Raw genomic sequence first — 18,628 nt, forward strand, 5'->3', positions numbered from 1 at the left:
ATTGCAAGGACGCCGTGATGCCCTGGTTAAAACTCTTACACATCGCTGCCCTGGTCATTTGGTGCGGCTCGCTTTTGTATCTTCCGGCGCTTCTCAACCAGGCACTGGTGCTGCGTAAAGATGCCGGGTTCGCCCAGGGCACGCCGCCAATGCCGCGCTTTTTCTATAACACCGTTGCCACCCCCGCGGCGCTTTTAGCGATCGGCTCGGGGACGCTGCTGTTTTTAGTGCACGGTTTGATGGGCGGCTGGCTGATCTTGAAGCTGGGCGCGGTGGTCATGATGGTTGCCGCCCACGGCGCCTTTGGCTGGCTGATTCTGCGCCTGGAGATGGGCGTTTACAGCGGCGTTAAAATGGCCACGCTGGCGGGGCTTTTGCTCAGCGTGCTGGGGATTTTGGGCGTACTGGGGTTCGTGCTGGCCAAGCCCCTGGCGTGGGGCTAGCTTCCCTGCGTGGCGGCCTGCATCCAGGGCCGCACGGTGGTTTACTCTTCGACATCGACGCCCACGGCGTGTTCGTAAACGAGTTGCCCACCGAGCCAGCCGGCAAGCGCAATCAAACCGCCCGTGACCAGCGACACCGCCAGCCCCCAGGGCAGAATGGCTTCCGGGGAGTTGAGGCGCAAAAGCCAGTTTAGCGAGGCAAGCGACAGCATCACGACCGCGACGATGGCGTGGCTCCAGCCGGTAATCAGGCGGCGGATACGCGCCACCGACACCAGGTCGATGATACCGGCAATCGAGGCGATCCAGCCGCCGAAGGCCCCCACACCGGCAAGCCAAAGGCCGGTACGCGCCCAGAAAGGATCGCCGGTATACCAGTAAGCCAGATCATTGGCGACCAGCGCCATCAAGGCCGCCACCGGAAAATGGATCATGACAGGATGGAGCGGATGCCCGGCTAACGAGGCGCGGCTTCTTATCGAACGTTGAGGGGTGGATGCCATGGACACTTCCTGTGGGCAGACAAAGGGAATGAGTATATGAGGGAACGTAACGGCGCGACGCCCCAAGGACGTATTCAACGCGTATCCCGGCGGTGGGTCAACCTGGCCCCGTTAACGCTAGCGTTGGTCGCGCTGTCATTATTGACGGGCTGCGCCGGGGATCACTCCATTTTGAATCCTGCGGGCCCGGCGGCGCGGGATATTCTTTTGATCTGGTGGGTCATGCTCGGGTTCGCTACCGTCGTACTGGTGGCCGTGACCGCACTTTGGCTCTACACCTTTACCGCGCGGGACGTGACCCGCACCCCGGCCCAGGAGCGGCGTATCGGCCGGCGCTGGATCATCGGCGGTGGCATCATCCTGCCGGTAGTGACGGTCATCGCGCTTTTGATGTTTGGCGTACCGACCGGCAAGCGGCTTTTGCCGCTGCCGCTGGACGAGCCGCCGGAAGTCATCGAAGTAGTGGGGCACCAGTGGTGGTGGGAAGTGCGCTACCCAGGCGCCGAGGGCGGCGAAGTCGTGACCTCCAATCAATTGGTCATGCCCGCCGGCGAGCCGGTGGATTTTCACGTGACCGCCGCGGATGTCATCCACGGCTTCTGGATTCCCAGACTTGGCGGCAAGATCGATATGCTCCCGGGCCGGGTCAACCGTATCCGCCTGGAGGCCGACGAGCCGGGCGTGTTCGGCGCGCAGTGCGCCGAGCTTTGCGGTGTGGGCCATGCTCATATGCATCTTCACGTCGAAGCGCTGCCCCGGGACGAGTACGAGGCCTGGCTTGCGGCGCGCCAGGAAGAAGCACTGGCCGAGCTTGCTGTCAGTGACGCCGCTTTCGCCGAGGCCCGGGAAAACTTCACTACTTTCTGCTCGAGCTGCCACCAGGTGGCGGGCATGAGCGTGAGCAATATCGGGCCCAACCTTTCTGACCTGGGCGGTCGAGCAATGCTCGGCGCCGGCGCCATGGCGATGGAAGAGGGCGCGGTCTATCAGTGGCTGAGAAATCATCAAACGTTAAAGCCTGGAAACAAGATGCCGCGACACGACGATCTGGATAACGACACGCTCGAAGACCTGGGTGCCTGGCTGGAGACTTTAACCCCATGACAACGATTAATCGCCAAGCGACGCCTCAGGACCCGCAAGACCCTCGCTCGCTGCACGAGGACCTGCACGAGATTTGGGGTAATCCTCGGGGCATCAAGGCGCTCACCATCGTCAACCACACCACCCTGGGTCTGCGTTTCATGATCACGGGCATGGCGTTTTTCCTGCTCGGCGGCATTTTGTCGATGCTGATACGCACGCAGCTCGCCACGCCCGACCAGAACTTCATGACGCCGGATATCTACAGCCAGGTCACCACCATGCACGGCACGGTGATGATGTTCCTGTTTGCGATTCCCGTGCTCGAGGGCCTGGCGATCTACATGATCCCCAAGATGATCGGCGCCCGGGACCTGGTATGCCCGCGGCTGACCTCGCTTGGCTATTTTTGCTATCTGTTCGGCGGCATCATCCTGGCCTCGAGCCTGGTGATCGAAATGGCCCCCGACGCCGGCTGGTTCATGTACACGCCGCTTTCGAGCAGCGAGTACTCCCCGGGGCTGGGGTCGGATTTCTGGCTTCTGGGCATTACGTTCGTCGAAATCTCGGCGCTTTCGGCCGGTGTCGAAATCGTCGTTTCGATTCTGCGCACCCGGACCCAAGGCATGGCGCTTCACAAGATGCCTTTGTTTGCCTGGTACATTCTGGCCATGGCGCTAATGATCGTGGTCGGTTTCCCGCCGCTGATTCTAGGCAGTATCCTGCTCGAGCTCGAACGCGCCGTGGGCATGCCGTTTTTCGAGGTGGCCGGCGGCGGCGACCCGCTTTTGTGGCAACACCTTTTCTGGCTTTTCGGCCATCCGGAGGTGTACATCATTTTCCTGCCCGCGGCCGGGATTATTTCGACCCTGATTCCGGTCTTTGCCGGCCGGCCGATCGTGGGCTACGGCTGGGTGGTGTTCGCGATCATCGTCACCGGCTTCATTAGTTTTGGCTTGTGGGTTCACCACATGTTCACGGTGGGAATACCCCAGCTCGCTCAGGCGTTTTTCTCGGCGGCGAGTATGCTGGTGGCGGTGCCCACCGCGATTCAGGTATTCGTCTGGTTGGCCACGCTGTGGCTGGGCAAACCCAAATTCAAGCTGCCCATGCTCTGGGTGCTGGGCTTTTTGATCATTTTCGTCTGCGGTGGTTTGACCGGGGTAATGCTCGCGCTGGTGCCGTTCAACTGGCAGGTGCACGATACCCACTTCGTGGTCGCGCACATGCACTACGTACTGGTCGGCGGCATGCTTTTCCCGCTGATGGCCGGGTTCTACTACTGGTTGCCGCTTTTCTCCGGGCGCATGCCGTCGGAAACCATCGGCCGCTGGGGCTTCTGGCTTACGTTCTTGGGTTTCAACGGCACCTTCCTGATCATGCACTGGACCGGGCTTTTGGGTATGCCGCGGCGTATCTATACCTACGAAGGGGGTAATGGCTGGGAGATCTTCAACCTGCTTTCTTCTGTGGCAAGCTTCGTGATGTCGGCGGGTATCGCCATGGTGCTGATCGATATCGCGCTGCACTTTCGTTTCGGCAAGCCTGCCAAGCACAACCCCTGGGGCGCCGATACGCTGGAGTGGGCCAATACGCTGCCGCCCAGCGCCTATAACTTCGTCAGCCTGCCCAACATCGAAACGCGCCACCCGCTTTGGGACAACCCGAACCTGCCGCAGACCATGGCGGAAGGCAAACACGGCCTGGCGATCGCCTCCCACGGGCGCCGCGAAATGTGGGGCAGCGATTCGATTACCGGCAAGGTGCGCGAAATCGTTCACCTGCCCGGTAACTCCTGGTGGCCGTTTCTCGCCGCATTGGCGCTGGCCGTCGTGTGTATCAGTCTGCTAACGCGGGTATACGCGCTCGCCGCGGTGTTCGTGATCGTTGCCAGCGTGTTTTTGCTGCGCTGGGCCTGGGAGAACGGTGCCCATCCCAAGGCCGCCCCGGACGCGGAGGTCAACGAAGGCGATCCGCCGCTTCACTCGCGCACCATGAGCGGCCCGGGCGTTTGGGCCATGGCAACGTTTTCGATCGCCAATGGCTCGTTTTTCCTCTCTTATCTGTTTGGCTGGTTCTATCTATGGACCGTTTCGCCGGAGTGGCGCATGCCGGAGGTTTCGCCGCTTTCGCTGGTGGTACTGGTGGGCGCTGGGCTGGCGCTCACTTTGGGGGCCGGGGTGATGGAGAAGCTGGTTCGCGGGCTTCGCCGCCAGCGCGATAAGGGCTTGATGAGCGGTTTCTATCTCAGCGCGCTGCTGGGCGCGGTTCAGGTAGGGCTGATCATATGGTCACTGTTCACCGCCGGGCTTGCCCCGACCGAAACGAGCCACGATGCGATAATGCTGGTCGGGCTCGTTTACGCGCTTTTCCACGGTGGCCTGGCGATGATCTTGTCCGCCATGCAAGGGCTTCGCGTCCACTATGGTTACGTGGGCCGTCATGCGCCCTTCGAGCCCGCGGTGGTGGTGCAGCTTTGGCGCTACAACGTGGTGACGTTCTGGGTATTGGTCGGCGCGCTTGGCGTGCTGCCCCGGGTCATTGGAGGCTAATTGAATGCAAACCGCTTTTCGACGACTTCATCTGACCCATCCCGCCCATCTGGTGGTTGGCTTGACGCTCTGGAGTATCTGGTTCGTCGCGGTGTATGGCGGCCTTTCGGTTGCCTGCGCCGTGGCGCCGCCGGCGCCGGACCAGGGGGCGATGACCGGGCTCAACCTGGGGCTGGGGCTTTTCAGCGTGCTGACCACACTTGCCCTGCTATGGCTGACCTGGGCGGGCTGGCAGGTGGGCAAAGAGCACACCGGGCGGCCGCGGTTTCACGCGCTGGTCTCCGCCGGGCTTTATCTTTTCTCCGCATTCGGGGTGATCTTTGCCGGCATGCCGATCATCGGCGTGCCGCCCTGCATGTAAACCTTTCTGGGTCATCGACGCCATGAGCCGCGACCTACCCGGCGCTGAAACCACCGCGCTCTATAGCCTTCACGGCATGTGGTGCACCAGCTGTGCGCTGGCCGTCGAGGGCGTGCTAAAGCGCGCTACCGGTATCTCGGCGGCCAGCGTTCACTACCCAACAGCCACGGTGTGGGTAAAAGGCGAGGCGGGCGCCGCGGCGCTCTCGACACTGGCCCCGAAAGTCGCGCGCATCGGCTATCGGCTAAGCGAACTCGAAGCGGTGCAGGACGCCGCCGAGCGTCTCGAAAAAGAGAGCCGCTATCTAAGCCTTCGCCTGATGGTGGCGGCGGTATTTGGCATGTGGACGATGCTCGCCTCTATCCTGATCTACGCAGGGGCGGTGCCGGTGGGGCGGGTCGAAACCGTCATGGCCTGGGTTTCCGGCGCCTTTGCGCTGCCGGTGGTGTTTTATTCGGGAATCCCTTTCTACCGCGCGGGCTTTCGTACGCTGCTTGCAAGGCGCCCAGGGATGGACGTACTGGTAAGCCTGGGCGTGCTGGGCGCGGTGGCCGTGTCGGGCTGGCTTCTTTGGCGCGGTTCGATCGAGGTGTACTTCGATACCGCCGTCATGCTGATTGCGCTTTTGCTGGTGGGGCGCCTTGCCGAAACCCTTTGCCGCCAGCGCGGGTTAAAGGCCTTCGACGCTCTGGCGCTTCCCGAAGGCGGCGTTACCCTTGACCGGGAAGGCGGCCCCCAAACCTTCGCGCTCAACGAGGCGCGCCCCGGCGACACCCTGCTTTTAGCGCGCGACGACACCCTGCTGTTGGACGCCACTTTAAAGGCGCCCGGTTGGTTCGATACCGCCACGCTCTCCGGGGAAAGCGTGCCGCGCTACTTTTACAGCGGCCAGCACGTGTACGCCGGCTACCGCTACCTGGCCGGTGGCGCTAAAGATCACACTATAGCGCTTTGTGTTACCGCCGCCGCCGGTGAGCGGCGCGTGGATCGTTTGTGCGAGCAAATGCGGCTTTTACAAACCCAAAAGGGCGAGCTTCATAAGCTCGCCGACCGTTTCGCCGCTTGGTTGAGCCCCGCGGCGCTGCTGCTTGCGCTGATGACCCTGCCAGCGGCGGCTATTCTGGGCGCCGGTTGGGAGGAGGCGGTGGTCCGCGCGCTTTCGGTGCTGGTCGTCGCCTGCCCCTGTGCGGTGGGGCTTGCCGTACCCCTGGCAACGCTTGCCGGCAGCGGCCAGGCCATGCAAAGCGGGGTCGCGATAAGAGACCCCGCCGCCTTCGAGGTGCTGGCTCAAGTGCGCGCTGTCGCTTTCGATAAAACCGGCACGCTCACGGCCAATAAGCATCGCGTGGTACACGTCGCGCTTCGCGAAGCCTCTTTTCCCCAGGATTTTTACTCAAAGCTGACCGCGAGCGCGCGCCAAAGCGAGCACCCGTTAAGCCTGGGGCTTTTACGCTGGGCAAGTGGGTTCGAACGAAAGGATACCGAGCAAGGCACCAGCGCGATTGCCCGTGTAGAAGAGTCCGCCGGCGCCGGGCGCACCGTCGAGTTCGAAAGCGGCGAGCACTGGCGGATGGGCAGCGCCGCCTGGCTTGGCGAACAAGGCGTGGCGCTGGCGGACAGCGCCGCCCACTCCGATTACGCCTTCGCCTCCCAGGTCGTACTGGCCGACCGCTCGGGCTGGTTGGCCACTTTTTACCTGGCCGACCCGGCGGTCGAAGACGCAAAAGAAAGCCTGGAGGAGTTGCATCGTCTGGGGTATCTGACCGCGCTGATCAGCGGCGACCGCCAAGGGGCGGTAGGCTGGCTGGGCAAGGAGGTCGGCTTCGCCCCGAACGCTTGCTACGCCCAGCGCTCGCCGGAGGCGAAAGCCCAGCTATTGGCCGGGCTCGCCTCACCGGTTCTTTACGTAGGCGACGGCGTTAACGATACGCTCAGCCTGGCCGCCGCCGGGGTAGGGGTCGCGCCCATGCAGGCAAGCGAGGCCGCCCGCGAGGGCGCCGCGGCCCAACTTTTGACGCCGGGCATCGGCGGGGTGGTGCGCCTGCTCGCCATTGCCAAACGCACTCGCCGGGTGATGATTCAAAATCTGGCGTTCTCGGCGCTTTATAACACCCTGGCGCTGGGGCTGGTGGTGGTCATGGCGATACCGCCGTTGGCGGCGGTGCTTGCCATGGCGGCAAGCTCTTTAAGCGTCACGCTCAATGCTGCCCGCCTGGCCTGGGCCGAGCCCGAAGAGGCGCCGCCACCGTCGTCAGGTGCTACTATAGGTAACCCAGCACTTGGCCCAGCCGCTCGGCATTCGCCTTGACCCAGCGCGCATCGATAGGGCCCCAGGTCTCGATCACGTAACGGCCGATATTGTGGCGCTCGCCCTCGAGGTTGTGAAACACGCAGCGAATATCCAGCTCGCCCAGGGATGCGATGGTGTCCTGAGCGGTACGCCGCGGCATGCCGGTGGCACTGATCAGTTCGGGCACGCTGCCCGCGCCTTCGCTGATCAGGTGGGCGGTATACAGGCGGCGGTAAAAACTGAGCTGGGTCTTGCTGGGCGTGTCGGTCATGAAGGTCTGCCAGTGGAAGTCGCTGAAAAGATAACGTGAATATACAGAGCATGCCTATAAAGCGCAGGAATATACAGCCCATGAGCATGGCTAGCCTATCAAGGGAGCGAACGTAACAGCATGATCCGTATTATATCTTTCGTTGAGGATCAGCTTCTTTGGTTGGTCGTGGTCGCCGCCGCCCTGGGGCTGATGGTGCCCGAAACCGGGCTTTTACTCGAACCCGCTATCGGGGTCTTGCTGGCGCTTTTGATGTTCATCATCAGCCTGACCTTCGATGCGCATGACGTGCGAAAGGTGATGCGCAAACCCTCGCGGCCTTTGTTGGCGCTAGGGCTCGTCTATGGGCCGATGTCGATTGTCGGATGGCTGACCGGGCGGCTCTTTTTCGGAAGCGGCCCCCTGGCGGCGGGGCAGATGCTGCTGGGCACCTTGCCAACGGATGTGTCATCGCCGTTATTGGTGCTCATGGCGCGGGGTAACGTGGCGCTGGCGGCCGTGTTCAACGCCATTAATACCGCGCTTTCGCCGTTCATCGTGCCCGTTTTGTTTTTGTGGCTAACGGGCATTCAGTTAGAGGTTCCTCTAGGGGCGATCATCGTCGAGCTGGTGTTGATCGTTTTACTACCCACGGTATTGGGAGTCACCTTGCGCACGATGTTCACGGGCTTTTTAGCGCGTTTCGATGCCACCTATGCAGGCCTTGGCTCCAGCGTCTACCTGTTGATACTGCTGGCCGTGGTCGGGCCCAACGCCGAGACCATCATCGGCTACGGCGCGTACGCTTTCGTGATCGCGGGCGCGGCGCTTTGTCTGAACCTTGCGGGCTACCTGGTCGGCATGGCCTCGCGGCTGGTCACGCGTGACCGCAAGGAGATCATCACCTACCTGTTCACCGTTAGCAAAAAGGAATTCAGCATTGCCGCGGCGTTCGTGGCGGCCTCCGGTTTGCCCTCGGAAGTCGCGATTCCCGCTGCCTTCTTTGCGGTGATTCAGATGATCACCTCACCCATCGCGGCCAAAATACTGGCGCGGGGCTGAAAACCTCTTCAAAAAGATGGGGAAATAATCAAATCAGAAGGACGCTGGTCACTTTATTGTCATTGGTTGTCGGTCATGCTGGGTAAAGCTTAGTCAGAGAGCGATGGCGCTTTACTTCCTACTGAGGGTAAGACGATGACCGAAGCGACGACAAGCGTAGCCGATCATACTACGCGCGACGATGAAGAAAGCAGTGCGCGAGGTGGGCGAGCCACGCATTGGCTAACGCTGCTTTTGCTGATTTATTGCCTTATTTGTGCGGTTTCGGTGATCGGCGACGGTTTCAGCACCGCTACCGGCGGCCAGGCCGAGCAGCTTTTCGAGTTCGCCACCAACCCCTTGGTCGGGCTCATGGTCGGTATCGTGGCCACCTCGCTTATTCAGTCCTCCTCGACGGTAACCTCTATTATTGTGGCCATGGTGGCCGGGGGCTTGCCGGTGGCGATCGCCGTGCCCATGGTCATGGGCGCCAATATCGGCACTACCATGACCAATACGTTGGTTAGCCTGGGGCATGTGCGCAATAAAGACGAGTTTCGCCGCGCTTTCGCCGCCGCTACGGTGCACGACTTTTTCAACTTTCTGGCGGTGGCGATTCTACTGCCGCTGGAAATACTCTTTAGCCCGTTGGAGCGTATAGCGCTGCAAGTAGCCGAGCTTTTCTACGGCGATGCGGATTTGTCGATCGAGAACGCGGACCTGTTGGGTTTTGCCACCGACCCCGTCACGGGCTCGGTAGAGAGCCTGGTCTCAGGGCTGCCTACCATACTCGGCGGCATCGTCATGATCGCGATCGGCATTACGGCCATCTTTTTATCCATTCGCTACATTGGCAAACTGCTCAAGAAACTGATGGTGGGTCGTGCCAAGCGCATCATGAATAATGCCATCGGCCGTGGCCCGGTGACCGGCGTCATCTCCGGCACGCTGGTGACCATTCTGGTACAGTCCTCGTCGACCACGACCAGCTTGATGGTCCCGCTGGCGGGCTCCGGCACCTTTACGTTAAGGCAGATCTACCCCTTCACCCTGGGCGGGAACGTCGGTACCACCTTTACCGCTTTGCTGGCTGCAACCGCCGTGAGTGGCGAGCACGCTATGCTGGCGTTGGAAATCGCCCTGGTTCACCTCTTCTTTAACCTCTTTGCCATCCTCATCATTGGCGGTCTGCCGTTTTTACGCCTGCTGCCCGTCAAGGGGGCCCGGCGGCTCGGCGACCTGGCCGCCGAGCGTAAAACATTGGCGGCCGCCTGGGTGCTGGGTGCTTTCGTTGCGCTGCCCGCAGCGCTCATTGCCATTACGACGATGCTAGGATAACGCCATGAGTTTTGAACAACGCCTCGAAAGCACATCAACCGCCGAGCTCAAGGCCATGTTGAACGACTCCGCCGAACTGATAGAGGAGATCAGAACCGAGCTCGCCGCCCGTGAGGACCAGCACCGCGAGATCGAGTCGGTGGATACGTTAATTCACGAGGCCCGGCCCAGGCTTCAGGAAATTCGCGGCTTTTTTGCACTGGTGCTCAGCGAGCTACGCGAACGCCGCGGCGAGCGCTGATATTCAGCGCATGCAAGGCCCTTCTGAAGTTTCGCCATCACCGAGATGATCTTCTTCTCGGGGGTGGCGACCCAAGGCGCGGGTGATCGCCCCCGGTTTTCGATGATGTAGCGGCAGACAAACTGGCAAAGACGACACGGCGTCCTTGTCACCAGTATGTCACGTTGATGGTGCAGGCTAAAGCGTTTAGGGTCTGTCTGAAAAGTCGACGAGCGAAGACAAGACAAGGCAAAAATTGGCGAAAAAACGGAGTTTACATGTGTAAATGAGTATTTTGAGCCAATTTTTAACGCCGTATTGTCGAGCGCAGGCACTTTTCAGACAGAGCCTAGCGCTTTGATGCGTATAAGCCGCTGGAGCGTCTCACCATGGTAGAGACGGCCAGGCGCCGGGCAGAGAGTAACGTCATGCACCATCAACAAAAAATACGACGCGGCCAGCTGGGGCAATGGCTGGCGCTTGCGCTGCTCGTTTATTTTCTGATTTGTGCGGTATCCATCGTCGGCGAGGGTTTCCAGCAAAGCCTGGGCGATCAAGCCGAACAGCTCTTCGCCTTTGCCACCAACCCCTTCGTGGGGCTGATGATCGGCATTATCACGACGGCGCTGATTCAATCCTCCTCCACGGTCACCTCGGTGATTGTCGGTATGGTCGCCGGCGGGCTGCCCGTGGCGCTGGCGGTGCCCATGATCATGGGCGCCAATGTGGGCACCACCTTAACCAGCACCCTGGTAAGCCTTGGCCATGTGAAAGACGATAACGCGTTTCGCCGCGCCTTTGCCGCCGCGACGATGCACGACTTTTTCAACCTGTTAGCGGTCGCCATCCTGCTGCCCATCGAGATTCTATTCAGCCCACTGGAGCGCCTGGCCGAACGCGTGGCGGTGCTCTTTTACGGGGATGCAGACCTTTCCCTCGAGCGCGTCAATTTCGTCGGTCAGGCGACCGACCCGGTCGCGGATTTTGTGGCGAGTGCGCTTTCGCGTCTTCCGGAGGTGGCGTTGGGCGCCGCCCTGATCCTCGTGGGGGTCGCGATGATCTTTCTCACCATTCGCTACATCGGCAAGCTGTTATCAAGGCTGATGGTCGGGCGCGCCCGGCAGATCATGCTCAGCGCCATCGGGCGCGGCTCGATCACCGGTGTTATGTCCGGCGCGCTGGTGACGCTACTGGTGCAGTCTTCGTCGACGACCACCAGCCTGACGGTGCCCATGGCCGGCTCCGGTGCGTTTACCCTACGCCAAATCTATCCCTTCACGATTGGCAGTAACCTGGGGACCACCATGACCGCACTGCTCGCGGCGACGGCCATCAGCGGCCCCACGGCGCTGCTGGCGTTGGAAATCGCTCTGGTGCATCTGCTGTTCAACGTGTTTGCCGTGTTGATTATCGGTGGAATACCGTTTTTACGCCTGCTGCCGGTCAAAGGTGCCCAGTGGTTGGGCCGGGCCAGCGTCGAGCGCAAAGAAGTCGCCGGTGTGTGGGTGCTGGGCGTGTTTATCGCGCTGCCCGCCTTGTTGATTGCCATTACCGTCATAGCCGGATAATGCCCTGAATAGCTCGACGAGCTGCGAACGCACCAACGTTAGCCGGGACCGGCCAAGTCGAATAGATCGCCCTGAGCGTGGGGTGCTCTGAAGTCCCGGGTATTGAGGCCCTGCTCGGCCCGGGGCTGCATACCCCACTGACGGCTGGCGCGCTTGAAACGCTGGTCGATCATATCGACGAACACCCCTTCGCCGCGAAAACGCTTGCCAAACGCCGCCTCGTTGGTTTTACCGCCACGGCACTGGCGAATCAGGCTCATCACCTTGTCGGCGCGCTCGGGGTAGTGGGTGACCAGCCACTCTTCGAACAGCGGCGCGACCTCACGGGGCAAGCGCAACAGCATCCAGTTTGCCGTGCGCGCGCCAGAGCGGCTCGCGGCCTCGACTAACCGCTCGATCTCGTGATCGGTAAGCCCGGGAATCACCGGCGAGACCAGCACACCCACCGGGATACCCGCCGTGTTGAGCTCGCGGATCACCTTCAGCCGCGCCTGGGGCGAGGCTGCGCGTGGCTCCAGCGTGCGCTTCAAATTTGCATCCAGGCTGGTCAGGCTGACCAGCACGCGCACCAGGCGGTGCTCGGCCATTTGCGCTAAAAGCTCGATATCGCGCAGAACGAGTGTGCCTTTGGTCACCAGCGTGACCGGATGGCGGCATTGGTATAAAAGCTCTAATAGGCGCCGGGTGGTTTGGTGTTTCGCCTCGATGGGCTGGTAGCAGTCGGTATTGCCCGACAGGTTGATAGGGCGGCAGATATAGCCCGGGTGGCTCAGCTCCTCTTTCAAATGCTCGACCAACCCGGTCCGGGCAATCAGTTTCGTCTCGAAATCGAGCCCTGGCGACATATCCCAATAGGCGTGAGAAGGGCGAGCAAAGCAGTAGATACAGCCATGCTCGCAGCCGCGGTACGGGTTCAAGGAGCGATCAAAGGAGAGATCCGGCGAGCTGTTCCAGGCAAGCGCGCTTTTACTCGGCTCTTCGCGTATTTCGGTGGCAAGCGAGGTGGGCGCCTCCTCCTGCCACCAGCCATCGGACTCGTATTCGCTTTTCGAGGGCGCGAAGCGGTTGTGCGGGTCGAAGGTGGCGCCTCGGCCTTTAAAAGGCGCCTTGCCTTGGGGCGTGAGAGGTTGCGCCATCGCTGCATCCTTATAGTGTATATAAATACAGTATATAACGATGCCTCTACAGCGCAAGTGCCATCCTTAACTGCGTAATTTTATAAAAGTAGTGCTTATATACACCAAACTGTCATTAGTGGCTTTTAGGTTAATTAGCGGGATCACAGCCAGTCGGGAAAGTTATAGGCAAACGTTCAAACGCAGTGCGTTGACCGTCGTCATTAGTGGTATATCGCCGGGGCGTTTTAGTATGTTTTAGAACACATCCAAGAACCGTATCATGGGAATTTTTTTAAGGAGCATTCGATGCACGCTTTCTCCGTTCTCCTGATACGTGTTCTTGCCATCTATCTGGTGGTTTCTCCGCTCTACACTTTAGCTTTCTCGCTTCAAAACATCTTTACGGCAGAGTTGGAGTCCCCGTGGCTCCCCGTGATGGTGACAAGCCTGGTGGTATCTCTTTTGATCGGTGCGGTACTCTGGCTGAAGGCGCCGACCATTGCGCAAAAAATACACCAAAGCGATACCCAGGCAGATGCATCCGTTGACGAAGCAGGGCTTGTTCGCGCGGGCAGCTTCTTGATCGGCGTCTATCTGTTCGTTCAGCAAGTCGGCAATGTAATATCGCGCTGGGAGTGGGGCGGAGGCGTCACCTATGCCTCTTTGGCCGTTTTAATACTTAGCCTGGCCCTGATGTTGGGCTCGAGCTTCTTGCAAAAGCTCTTTTACCGCTTCAAACACTTCTAGCGCTAAGCGAACTTGACATGCGAGGGCGGCGCTATTTCGGTAACATACCGTGTAACGTCTTTTCCGTGAAGGCGAAGGGCTCGCTGTATTGGATGTAACTGCCGTATCAAGTCAGGTCACCGCCGTATGAGCCCGCGGCGTCAAGTCACCGCTATCTGTTGAAGAGGTTTAAGATGAGAACACCGCACGACGTGCTGAATGAGTGGATGCAAGCGATCAACGACGCCGATGTAGAAGCGCTGCTCGCCCTCTACGATGACAACGCCGTACTAATCCCGACCTTTTCGAACCGAATCGCCAATAACAGCGAAAAACACCGCGACTATTTCGAGCGCCTCGGCGCCCGCCCGGGTTTGAGCATCACCCTGCACGAAAAAACCCTGATCATTCAGGAAATGTCCGAGACACTTTGCTCGCTGACCGGCCTTTACAACTGGCGCTTCGAGGTCGAAGGCGAGCTCTTGAACTTCGAGGCACGCTTTAGCTACGTGGTCGATCTTTCCAAGGAAGCCCCCATTCTGCATCACCACTCCTCGCAAATTCCCCGCATGCTGTAAGACGGGCTCACATCCTGCGGGGCGCCCGGCGCTTCGTAGGATCAAGCCAGGCCGGGCCCTCCGTTTAGCCGCTTTTGGCCCGGCCGCCAGGCTTAACAAGGAGCGCCACGCCATGCACGCCTTACCCGCTTTACTCATCATCGACATGCAGCGCGGCATGCAAGACCCCGCGGTGGGGGAGCGCAACAATCCCCAAGCGGAAGCCAATATCCAGCGCCTGCTGGGTGTTTGGCGCAAAGCCGGAGCGCCCATCGTGCATGTCCGCCATATCTCCCGCTCCCCGAGTTCACCGTTCTGGCCCGGCCAGCCCGGCGCCGAGTTTCAACCGACGCTCGAGCCCCTGGCCAGCGAGCACGTGGTCGAGAAGAACGTGCCGGACGCCTTTATCCACTCGGGGCTGGAACGCTGGCTGCGCGTTCGCGACATACAGCGGCTGGTGATCGTCGGCGTGAGTACCAGCAACTCGGTCGAAGCCACCGCCCGTACTGCGGGTAACCTGGGCTTTGCGGTGCAGGTGGTGGCAGATGCCACGTTCACCTTCGCCAAACGCGATTTTGCGGGCACCCAGCGCAGCGCCCATGACGTTCACTCCATGTCGCTTGCCAATCTCGAGGGTGAATATGCGACTATCAAAAGCGTCGAGGATATTTTGAACGAGGCTGAAAACGCAGGCGCTAACAAGCACGCGCCGCCGTTTTTCGAGTAGCCCGCGCTACACGTTTATATCAATGCTAAGGATTGCGGCGCTGCTCGCTTCGCTTGGCATGTTCTCGGTGTATAGAAGTGCTGATGACCTAGCGCCACCACGTTTGGGTATGAACAATAAAGCCTCGCGGTACGGACGCGAATTTTGGTTAGATAGCCGAAATTTGCTTTGCTTTCAGTAGAATCAATAGGGTAGGTTTTATCAAGACGGCTACATAACCTCGATGAACGCGCCGGCACGTTTATTGAGGTTATGCAGCCGACTATATAATCACTGTTATGCAGGTGAGGGTGAAATGAAGTGCTAACTTTCCAAGAAGCAATTGATTTTCTAGATGAAGATGAGTCTCCTTCCATCGTTATTGCTAATGGTTTTTCTCAGGCATGGGATGCCGAAATATTTAATTACGAGAACCTCTTGGATGCAGCAGACTTCGGAGACCGAGAAGATGTTATTCGCCCCCTATTTACATCTCTCGGCACTTATGACTTTGAGATCATATCTCGACAGCTAACTGCAGCTGAGACTATCCTCCGATCTTATGAGCCAGATAACGGGCTTATTGGTCGTTTTATCGAGGATAGAAACATTTTGAAGGATGCATTAATAGCTGCAATTTCAAACACTCATCCTGATTTGCCCAGTGAGATATCAGACGATCAGTATGTGGCGGTAAGAACCTTCTTGTCACAGTTTAAAAATATCTTCTCGCTAAACTACGACCTATTGTTCTACTGGGCAAGGAATAAGAATGGTCTAGATCCTCAAAATTATAGTACGGATGACGGATTTCGAAGGGAAAGGCGCTGGGAAGGCAATGGCACGAATCAAGAAATTCACTTTCTACACGGTGGGCTACACATATATGACACGGGCCAAGCGATCAAGAAGCATGCATGTACTGAATATGGTGATACTATAATTGAGCAAGTTCGGGAAAACTTGGAAGCTGGCAATTTTCCGCTATTCGTATCTGAGCCAACGTACCAGAAAAAGAAGAATAGGATAACGCATAACCCATAACCCATACCTAAATTATTGCTACAGGGAGCTTGGGAAGCAAAATAGATCATTGTTCATCCATGGTCATTCCATAGATGAAAATGACAAGCATATATTTGATCAAATAAAGTCTAGTCCCGTAGATAAAATATTTGTAAGTATATTTGGCGATGAGCATTCTGAAGCGAACACAAGAACTAAGGTCAACGCAAGAGCATACCTAGAAAGATTTGATAAAGAGGTCTATTTTTATGACGCTGAATCTGCCCCTGTTTGGGCATAACAATCGCAGTCACAGCGATAGCTTTTCCGTTGCGGCTTCGCCTTCACTACAAAGCCACGCGTGCTGCGGGCGTTATGTTTTGGATAGACCCCATGCCATTCAATGAGCTTCAATTAAAAGTACTTGAAAAATCATCGAAAACGACTGGATATGGCGGCTTTGCTTCAAAATCGTGCGTAAGGCACCTGAATCGAGCCTATGAACTTAAGTCGAGTATGCCTGAAGTGGCTGCATTTTTAGCAATCACAGCCGAGGAGGAGGCTGCGACAGCTATATTTGCCGCTTTGCGCAAAAGAAAATATAACCATGCATCAAGCTTTAAAGTTCGCGATCATAAACATAAAGCTGGGGTTTATCCCTTTCTGAAATTGCTTGGTGAAGTATTAGGGCCACTGAGACATGAGTTGCCGTTGATCCTTTTCTTTGACGAAAAAGATGACGCTTTGCGGGTCCGAATGCCAATTGGAATACAAGGCGATAGACAAATATGTGTTGTGCCCGATCCGCCATTAAACCTTGTCTCTGTTGATCCTGGTGGTAACCAAACTGACTATCTAAAGCAAGTGCGTAGCGCCGCATCAAGTCAAGGTATTAATTCAATATTCAAGTACGTGCAAGATATTGCAAACGAACGTAATACGATGCTATATGCCTCTGACTCAGGAATACCTGAGATACAAAATATAGATTCTACTCTAAAGCGTCATTTTGAGGCCGCACTTCTTAACTTAATTATTTATTTACTCATTGAGCCATATAAAGTACAAAATCTTGTTCAAGAGTCTGTTGATACATTTGTTAAAGTTCTTCACCGCATTGACGAAGATAAAAAGTAACAAGGCCAAGCACAGCGACGTCCTTTTCGTTACGACTTCGCCTCCACTACAAAACCGCGTGTGTTGGCGGCGTTAAGTTTTTAAAGGAGTCGAAATGGCAGAATTCATAAAGGAATATTGGGCGATTATTTCTGCGTATCCAGTTGCGTTCATGGTTTTTGGAATAGTGGTATTTCTGGCAGGTTTCGGCTTCTCACGGATTCTACTGGGTGGGGCTCTGAGCGCTTGCAAAGAACGTTTGGAAGCCTCCAAAGATGACGCTGCCAGACTTAAAGGAGAGAAGGATAACTTGGCGCAACAACTCACAGAACATGGCGAGAGCATCGATGACATAAAAGCAAAACTTGCGGATCAACCGAAAATTTACGTTTCCAGCGAGACACCTTCTCCCGATCAAGGAAAAGACGGCGACATCTGGTTTCAGCATGAAAAATAAACTTAACAAGGCGAACCAGTACGCGGCCTGCAGCCGCTGGACGCCACTGTCGTGGCACCGCTGTGCTCAGCGTTGTGCAACCAATATTTGAGAGAAAAATGGTAGATAGTACAAATTTTTACGAGGCGATTTCAGGGTTTGAGACTCTTCCCGGAACGATAGATGAAGTAACTATGGATGCGTTTCAGGCTGTCTACGGCTCGCCTGAAGCCTCTCGAACCAAGGGTATTGTATATGTATTCTTATCTGCACAGCCTATTCCTAGACTGATGGGAGAAAGCAGAGTCATATATATCGGGCAGACGAAGAGGAGCTTCAGAAAGCGATACTTGCAGCACTCGAAGCTTCATGCCTCCTCGAAAGCGAATAAGCTAAAATTCGAAGCTATTGTTAGTAACTACGGCCCTATAACGATAGCTATCAGCTCTTTTGAGAAGTTCGGAAGTTCTCTTTTAGAAGCCGAGGGCCAACTGCTTTGGTGGTACTTCCAGAATCATGCTGAGTATCCGCCGATCAACTATACAAAGACCAATGTCAGAAACGATGTCATATAAGAATAACAATCGCGTCAAAGGCAACGTCAGTACCTCACGCGCTTTACGCGGGTGTTATTCGTAAAATTAAGAGCAGAGGCCCTGTGAAAATAATCATTTTTGGCAATTCAGGTTCCGGGAAGTCCACGTTAGCTCAATATTTGCGTAAGCAAGGACTCGCCCACCTCGATTTAGATGTTTTAGCGTGGCTCCCCTCGACCCCGCCCGAACGGCGACCAGTAAATCAGGCGGATGAGCACATTCAGTCTTTCATTCGCGAACACGATGAGTGGGTGGTAGAAGGCTGTTACGCGGATTTGCTCGAACGGGTAGCGCCGTTCGCCAAAGAAGCGATTTTTATGAATCTGCCGGTTCACCTGTGTCAGGAAAATGCCAGATACAGACCCTGGGAGCCTCATAAATACGAATCCAAACAAGCGCAGGATGATAATTTACCGATGCTGCTCGATTGGATTGCCGGATACAGGGAAAGGGATGATGCTCTTTCATACGGTGCGCACAAGGCGCTTTTTGATGCCTTTCAAGGCAAAAAGAGTGAGCTAACCTGCAACGCGAAAAGATATAGCCCATCGTCCGAGAGCTAAGTTGAAAGCCCATGTTTAGGCTCTGTCTGAAAAGTGCCTGCGCTCGACAATACGGCGTTAAAAATTGGCTCCCGCGCGAGTCCGATCAAAATACTCATTTACACATGTAAACTCCTTTTTTTCGCCAATTTTTGCCTTGTCTTGTCTTCGCTCGTC

The 18,628-nt window shown here is 57.2% G+C and carries 21 protein-coding genes; 18 read left to right on the plus strand and 3 right to left on the minus strand.

Going from position 1 to position 18,628, the window contains the following annotated elements:
* Nucleotides 1-17 precede the first annotated feature (17 nt).
* Entirely contained in the window at nucleotides 18-443 is a 426-nt protein-coding gene (locus tag ACWHVV_RS06660) for a CopD family protein (protein WP_447528372.1), read from the plus strand.
* A 41-nt stretch (nucleotides 444-484) separates the two neighbouring features.
* On the opposite strand, the gene ACWHVV_RS06665 is transcribed toward ACWHVV_RS06660, so the two are convergent.
* Nucleotides 485-946: a DUF2231 domain-containing protein gene (locus tag ACWHVV_RS06665; protein WP_447528373.1), complete on the minus strand. Its 462-nt coding sequence runs from the start codon at nucleotides 944-946 to the stop codon at nucleotides 485-487.
* A gap of 36 nt (nucleotides 947-982) precedes the next feature.
* Here ACWHVV_RS06665 and coxB point away from each other — a divergent pair, with 36 nt between their 5' ends.
* From coxB to ACWHVV_RS06685, 4 genes are read left to right on the plus strand one after another with little or no spacing between them, the layout of a single operon-like run.
* Nucleotides 983-2,050, plus strand: coding sequence for a cytochrome c oxidase subunit II (gene coxB / locus ACWHVV_RS06670; protein WP_447528374.1), 1,068 nt, complete (start codon nucleotides 983-985; stop codon nucleotides 2,048-2,050).
* A complete protein-coding gene (gene ctaD, locus ACWHVV_RS06675; protein ID WP_447928632.1) occupies nucleotides 2,047-4,581 on the plus strand; it encodes a cytochrome c oxidase subunit I in 2,535 nt (844 codons plus the stop codon). Before coxB ends, ctaD begins: the two co-directional genes overlap by 4 nt.
* 4 nt (nucleotides 4,582-4,585) lie before the next feature.
* Entirely contained in the window at nucleotides 4,586-4,942 is a 357-nt protein-coding gene (locus tag ACWHVV_RS06680; protein WP_447928633.1) for a hypothetical protein, read from the plus strand.
* A 22-nt stretch (nucleotides 4,943-4,964) separates the two neighbouring features.
* Complete coding sequence (locus tag ACWHVV_RS06685) at nucleotides 4,965-7,250, plus strand: heavy metal translocating P-type ATPase (protein ID WP_447928634.1); 2,286 nt, start codon at nucleotides 4,965-4,967, stop codon at nucleotides 7,248-7,250.
* On the opposite strand, the gene ACWHVV_RS06690 is transcribed toward ACWHVV_RS06685, so the two are convergent.
* Nucleotides 7,204-7,503 carry a helix-turn-helix domain-containing protein gene (locus ACWHVV_RS06690; RefSeq protein ID WP_447895654.1) on the minus strand — a complete coding sequence of 100 codons (300 nt, stop codon included), beginning with the start codon at nucleotides 7,501-7,503 and terminating at the stop codon, nucleotides 7,204-7,206. The genes ACWHVV_RS06685 and ACWHVV_RS06690 overlap by 47 nt on opposite strands.
* A 120-nt stretch (nucleotides 7,504-7,623) precedes the next feature.
* On the opposite strand from ACWHVV_RS06690, the gene ACWHVV_RS06695 reads away from it, so the two are divergent.
* From ACWHVV_RS06695 to ACWHVV_RS06710, 4 genes are all read left to right on the plus strand, one after another.
* Nucleotides 7,624-8,544, plus strand: coding sequence for a bile acid:sodium symporter family protein (locus ACWHVV_RS06695; RefSeq protein ID WP_447928635.1), 921 nt, complete (start codon nucleotides 7,624-7,626; stop codon nucleotides 8,542-8,544).
* A 135-nt stretch (nucleotides 8,545-8,679) separates the two neighbouring features.
* Nucleotides 8,680-9,861, plus strand: a complete 1,182-nt coding sequence (locus tag ACWHVV_RS06700) for a Na/Pi symporter (RefSeq protein ID WP_447895656.1) — start codon at nucleotides 8,680-8,682, stop codon at nucleotides 9,859-9,861.
* 4 nt (nucleotides 9,862-9,865) lie between these two features.
* Nucleotides 9,866-10,102, plus strand: a complete 237-nt coding sequence (locus tag ACWHVV_RS06705) for a hypothetical protein (protein ID WP_447895657.1) — start codon at nucleotides 9,866-9,868, stop codon at nucleotides 10,100-10,102.
* Between the two features lie 407 nt (nucleotides 10,103-10,509).
* Nucleotides 10,510-11,649, plus strand: a complete 1,140-nt coding sequence (locus ACWHVV_RS06710) for a Na/Pi symporter (protein WP_447928636.1) — start codon at nucleotides 10,510-10,512, stop codon at nucleotides 11,647-11,649.
* A gap of 38 nt (nucleotides 11,650-11,687) precedes the next feature.
* Here ACWHVV_RS06710 and ACWHVV_RS06715 read toward each other — a convergent pair whose 3' ends face one another.
* On the minus strand, nucleotides 11,688-12,785 hold the full coding sequence (locus ACWHVV_RS06715; RefSeq protein ID WP_447928637.1) for a PA0069 family radical SAM protein: 1,098 nt from the start codon (nucleotides 12,783-12,785) through the stop codon (nucleotides 11,688-11,690).
* 288 nt (nucleotides 12,786-13,073) lie between these two features.
* Here ACWHVV_RS06715 and ACWHVV_RS06720 point away from each other — a divergent pair, with 288 nt between their 5' ends.
* The 9 genes from ACWHVV_RS06720 (at nucleotide 13,074) to ACWHVV_RS06760 (ending at nucleotide 18,472) form a co-directional block, all read left to right on the plus strand.
* Entirely contained in the window at nucleotides 13,074-13,514 is a 441-nt protein-coding gene (locus ACWHVV_RS06720; RefSeq protein ID WP_447928638.1) for a hypothetical protein, read from the plus strand.
* A gap of 173 nt (nucleotides 13,515-13,687) precedes the next feature.
* A complete protein-coding gene (locus ACWHVV_RS06725) occupies nucleotides 13,688-14,071 on the plus strand; it encodes a nuclear transport factor 2 family protein (protein ID WP_447528386.1) in 384 nt (127 codons plus the stop codon).
* A gap of 112 nt (nucleotides 14,072-14,183) precedes the next feature.
* On the plus strand, nucleotides 14,184-14,777 hold the full coding sequence (locus ACWHVV_RS06730) for a cysteine hydrolase family protein (RefSeq protein ID WP_447928639.1): 594 nt from the start codon (nucleotides 14,184-14,186) through the stop codon (nucleotides 14,775-14,777).
* Nucleotides 14,778-15,077: 300 nt separating this feature from the next.
* Nucleotides 15,078-15,800 (plus strand): DUF4917 family protein, encoded by a 723-nt coding sequence (locus ACWHVV_RS06735; protein WP_447928640.1) that lies wholly within the window; start codon nucleotides 15,078-15,080, stop codon nucleotides 15,798-15,800.
* Complete coding sequence (locus ACWHVV_RS06740) at nucleotides 15,790-16,062, plus strand: DUF4917 family protein (RefSeq protein WP_447929124.1); 273 nt, start codon at nucleotides 15,790-15,792, stop codon at nucleotides 16,060-16,062. The genes ACWHVV_RS06735 and ACWHVV_RS06740 overlap by 11 nt, the downstream gene beginning before the upstream one ends.
* 92 nt (nucleotides 16,063-16,154) lie before the next feature.
* Nucleotides 16,155-16,898, plus strand: coding sequence for a hypothetical protein (locus ACWHVV_RS06745; protein ID WP_447928641.1), 744 nt, complete (start codon nucleotides 16,155-16,157; stop codon nucleotides 16,896-16,898).
* 94 nt (nucleotides 16,899-16,992) lie between these two features.
* Nucleotides 16,993-17,334, plus strand: a complete 342-nt coding sequence (locus ACWHVV_RS06750; protein WP_447895664.1) for a hypothetical protein — start codon at nucleotides 16,993-16,995, stop codon at nucleotides 17,332-17,334.
* 98 nt (nucleotides 17,335-17,432) lie between these two features.
* Complete coding sequence (locus ACWHVV_RS06755) at nucleotides 17,433-17,888, plus strand: hypothetical protein (protein ID WP_447928642.1); 456 nt, start codon at nucleotides 17,433-17,435, stop codon at nucleotides 17,886-17,888.
* Between the two features lie 83 nt (nucleotides 17,889-17,971).
* On the plus strand, nucleotides 17,972-18,472 hold the full coding sequence (locus tag ACWHVV_RS06760) for an AAA family ATPase (protein ID WP_447928643.1): 501 nt from the start codon (nucleotides 17,972-17,974) through the stop codon (nucleotides 18,470-18,472).
* Nucleotides 18,473-18,628: the final 156 nt, after the last annotated feature.

It is taken from the genome of Vreelandella sp. EE27 (genome assembly GCF_968206495.1).

Excerpts from the sequence above, each read along its gene's own strand:
- ACWHVV_RS06750 (WP_447895664.1), top strand. The coding sequence starts at position 16,993 with ATGGCAGAATTCATAAAGGAATATTGGGCGATTATTTCTGCGTATCCA.
- ACWHVV_RS06745 (WP_447928641.1), top strand. The coding sequence starts at position 16,155 with ATGCCATTCAATGAGCTTCAATTAAAAGTACTTGAAAAATCATCGAAA.
- ACWHVV_RS06680 (WP_447928633.1), top strand. The coding sequence starts at position 4,586 with ATGCAAACCGCTTTTCGACGACTTCATCTGACCCATCCCGCCCATCTG.
- ACWHVV_RS06720 (WP_447928638.1), top strand. The coding sequence starts at position 13,074 with ATGCACGCTTTCTCCGTTCTCCTGATACGTGTTCTTGCCATCTATCTG.
- ACWHVV_RS06715 (WP_447928637.1), bottom strand. The coding sequence starts at position 12,785 with ATGGCGCAACCTCTCACGCCCCAAGGCAAGGCGCCTTTTAAAGGCCGA.
- ACWHVV_RS06710 (WP_447928636.1), top strand. The coding sequence starts at position 10,510 with ATGCACCATCAACAAAAAATACGACGCGGCCAGCTGGGGCAATGGCTG.
- ACWHVV_RS06755 (WP_447928642.1), top strand. The coding sequence starts at position 17,433 with ATGGTAGATAGTACAAATTTTTACGAGGCGATTTCAGGGTTTGAGACT.
- ACWHVV_RS06705 (WP_447895657.1), top strand. The coding sequence starts at position 9,866 with ATGAGTTTTGAACAACGCCTCGAAAGCACATCAACCGCCGAGCTCAAG.
- ACWHVV_RS06660 (WP_447528372.1), top strand. The coding sequence starts at position 18 with ATGCCCTGGTTAAAACTCTTACACATCGCTGCCCTGGTCATTTGGTGC.
- ACWHVV_RS06730 (WP_447928639.1), top strand. The coding sequence starts at position 14,184 with ATGCACGCCTTACCCGCTTTACTCATCATCGACATGCAGCGCGGCATG.
- ACWHVV_RS06685 (WP_447928634.1), top strand. The coding sequence starts at position 4,965 with ATGAGCCGCGACCTACCCGGCGCTGAAACCACCGCGCTCTATAGCCTT.
- coxB (WP_447528374.1), top strand. The coding sequence starts at position 983 with ATGAGGGAACGTAACGGCGCGACGCCCCAAGGACGTATTCAACGCGTA.
- ACWHVV_RS06665 (WP_447528373.1), bottom strand. The coding sequence starts at position 946 with ATGGCATCCACCCCTCAACGTTCGATAAGAAGCCGCGCCTCGTTAGCC.
- ACWHVV_RS06695 (WP_447928635.1), top strand. The coding sequence starts at position 7,624 with ATGATCCGTATTATATCTTTCGTTGAGGATCAGCTTCTTTGGTTGGTC.
- ACWHVV_RS06700 (WP_447895656.1), top strand. The coding sequence starts at position 8,680 with ATGACCGAAGCGACGACAAGCGTAGCCGATCATACTACGCGCGACGAT.
- ACWHVV_RS06725 (WP_447528386.1), top strand. The coding sequence starts at position 13,688 with ATGAGAACACCGCACGACGTGCTGAATGAGTGGATGCAAGCGATCAAC.
- ctaD (WP_447928632.1), top strand. The coding sequence starts at position 2,047 with ATGACAACGATTAATCGCCAAGCGACGCCTCAGGACCCGCAAGACCCT.
- ACWHVV_RS06690 (WP_447895654.1), bottom strand. The coding sequence starts at position 7,503 with ATGACCGACACGCCCAGCAAGACCCAGCTCAGTTTTTACCGCCGCCTG.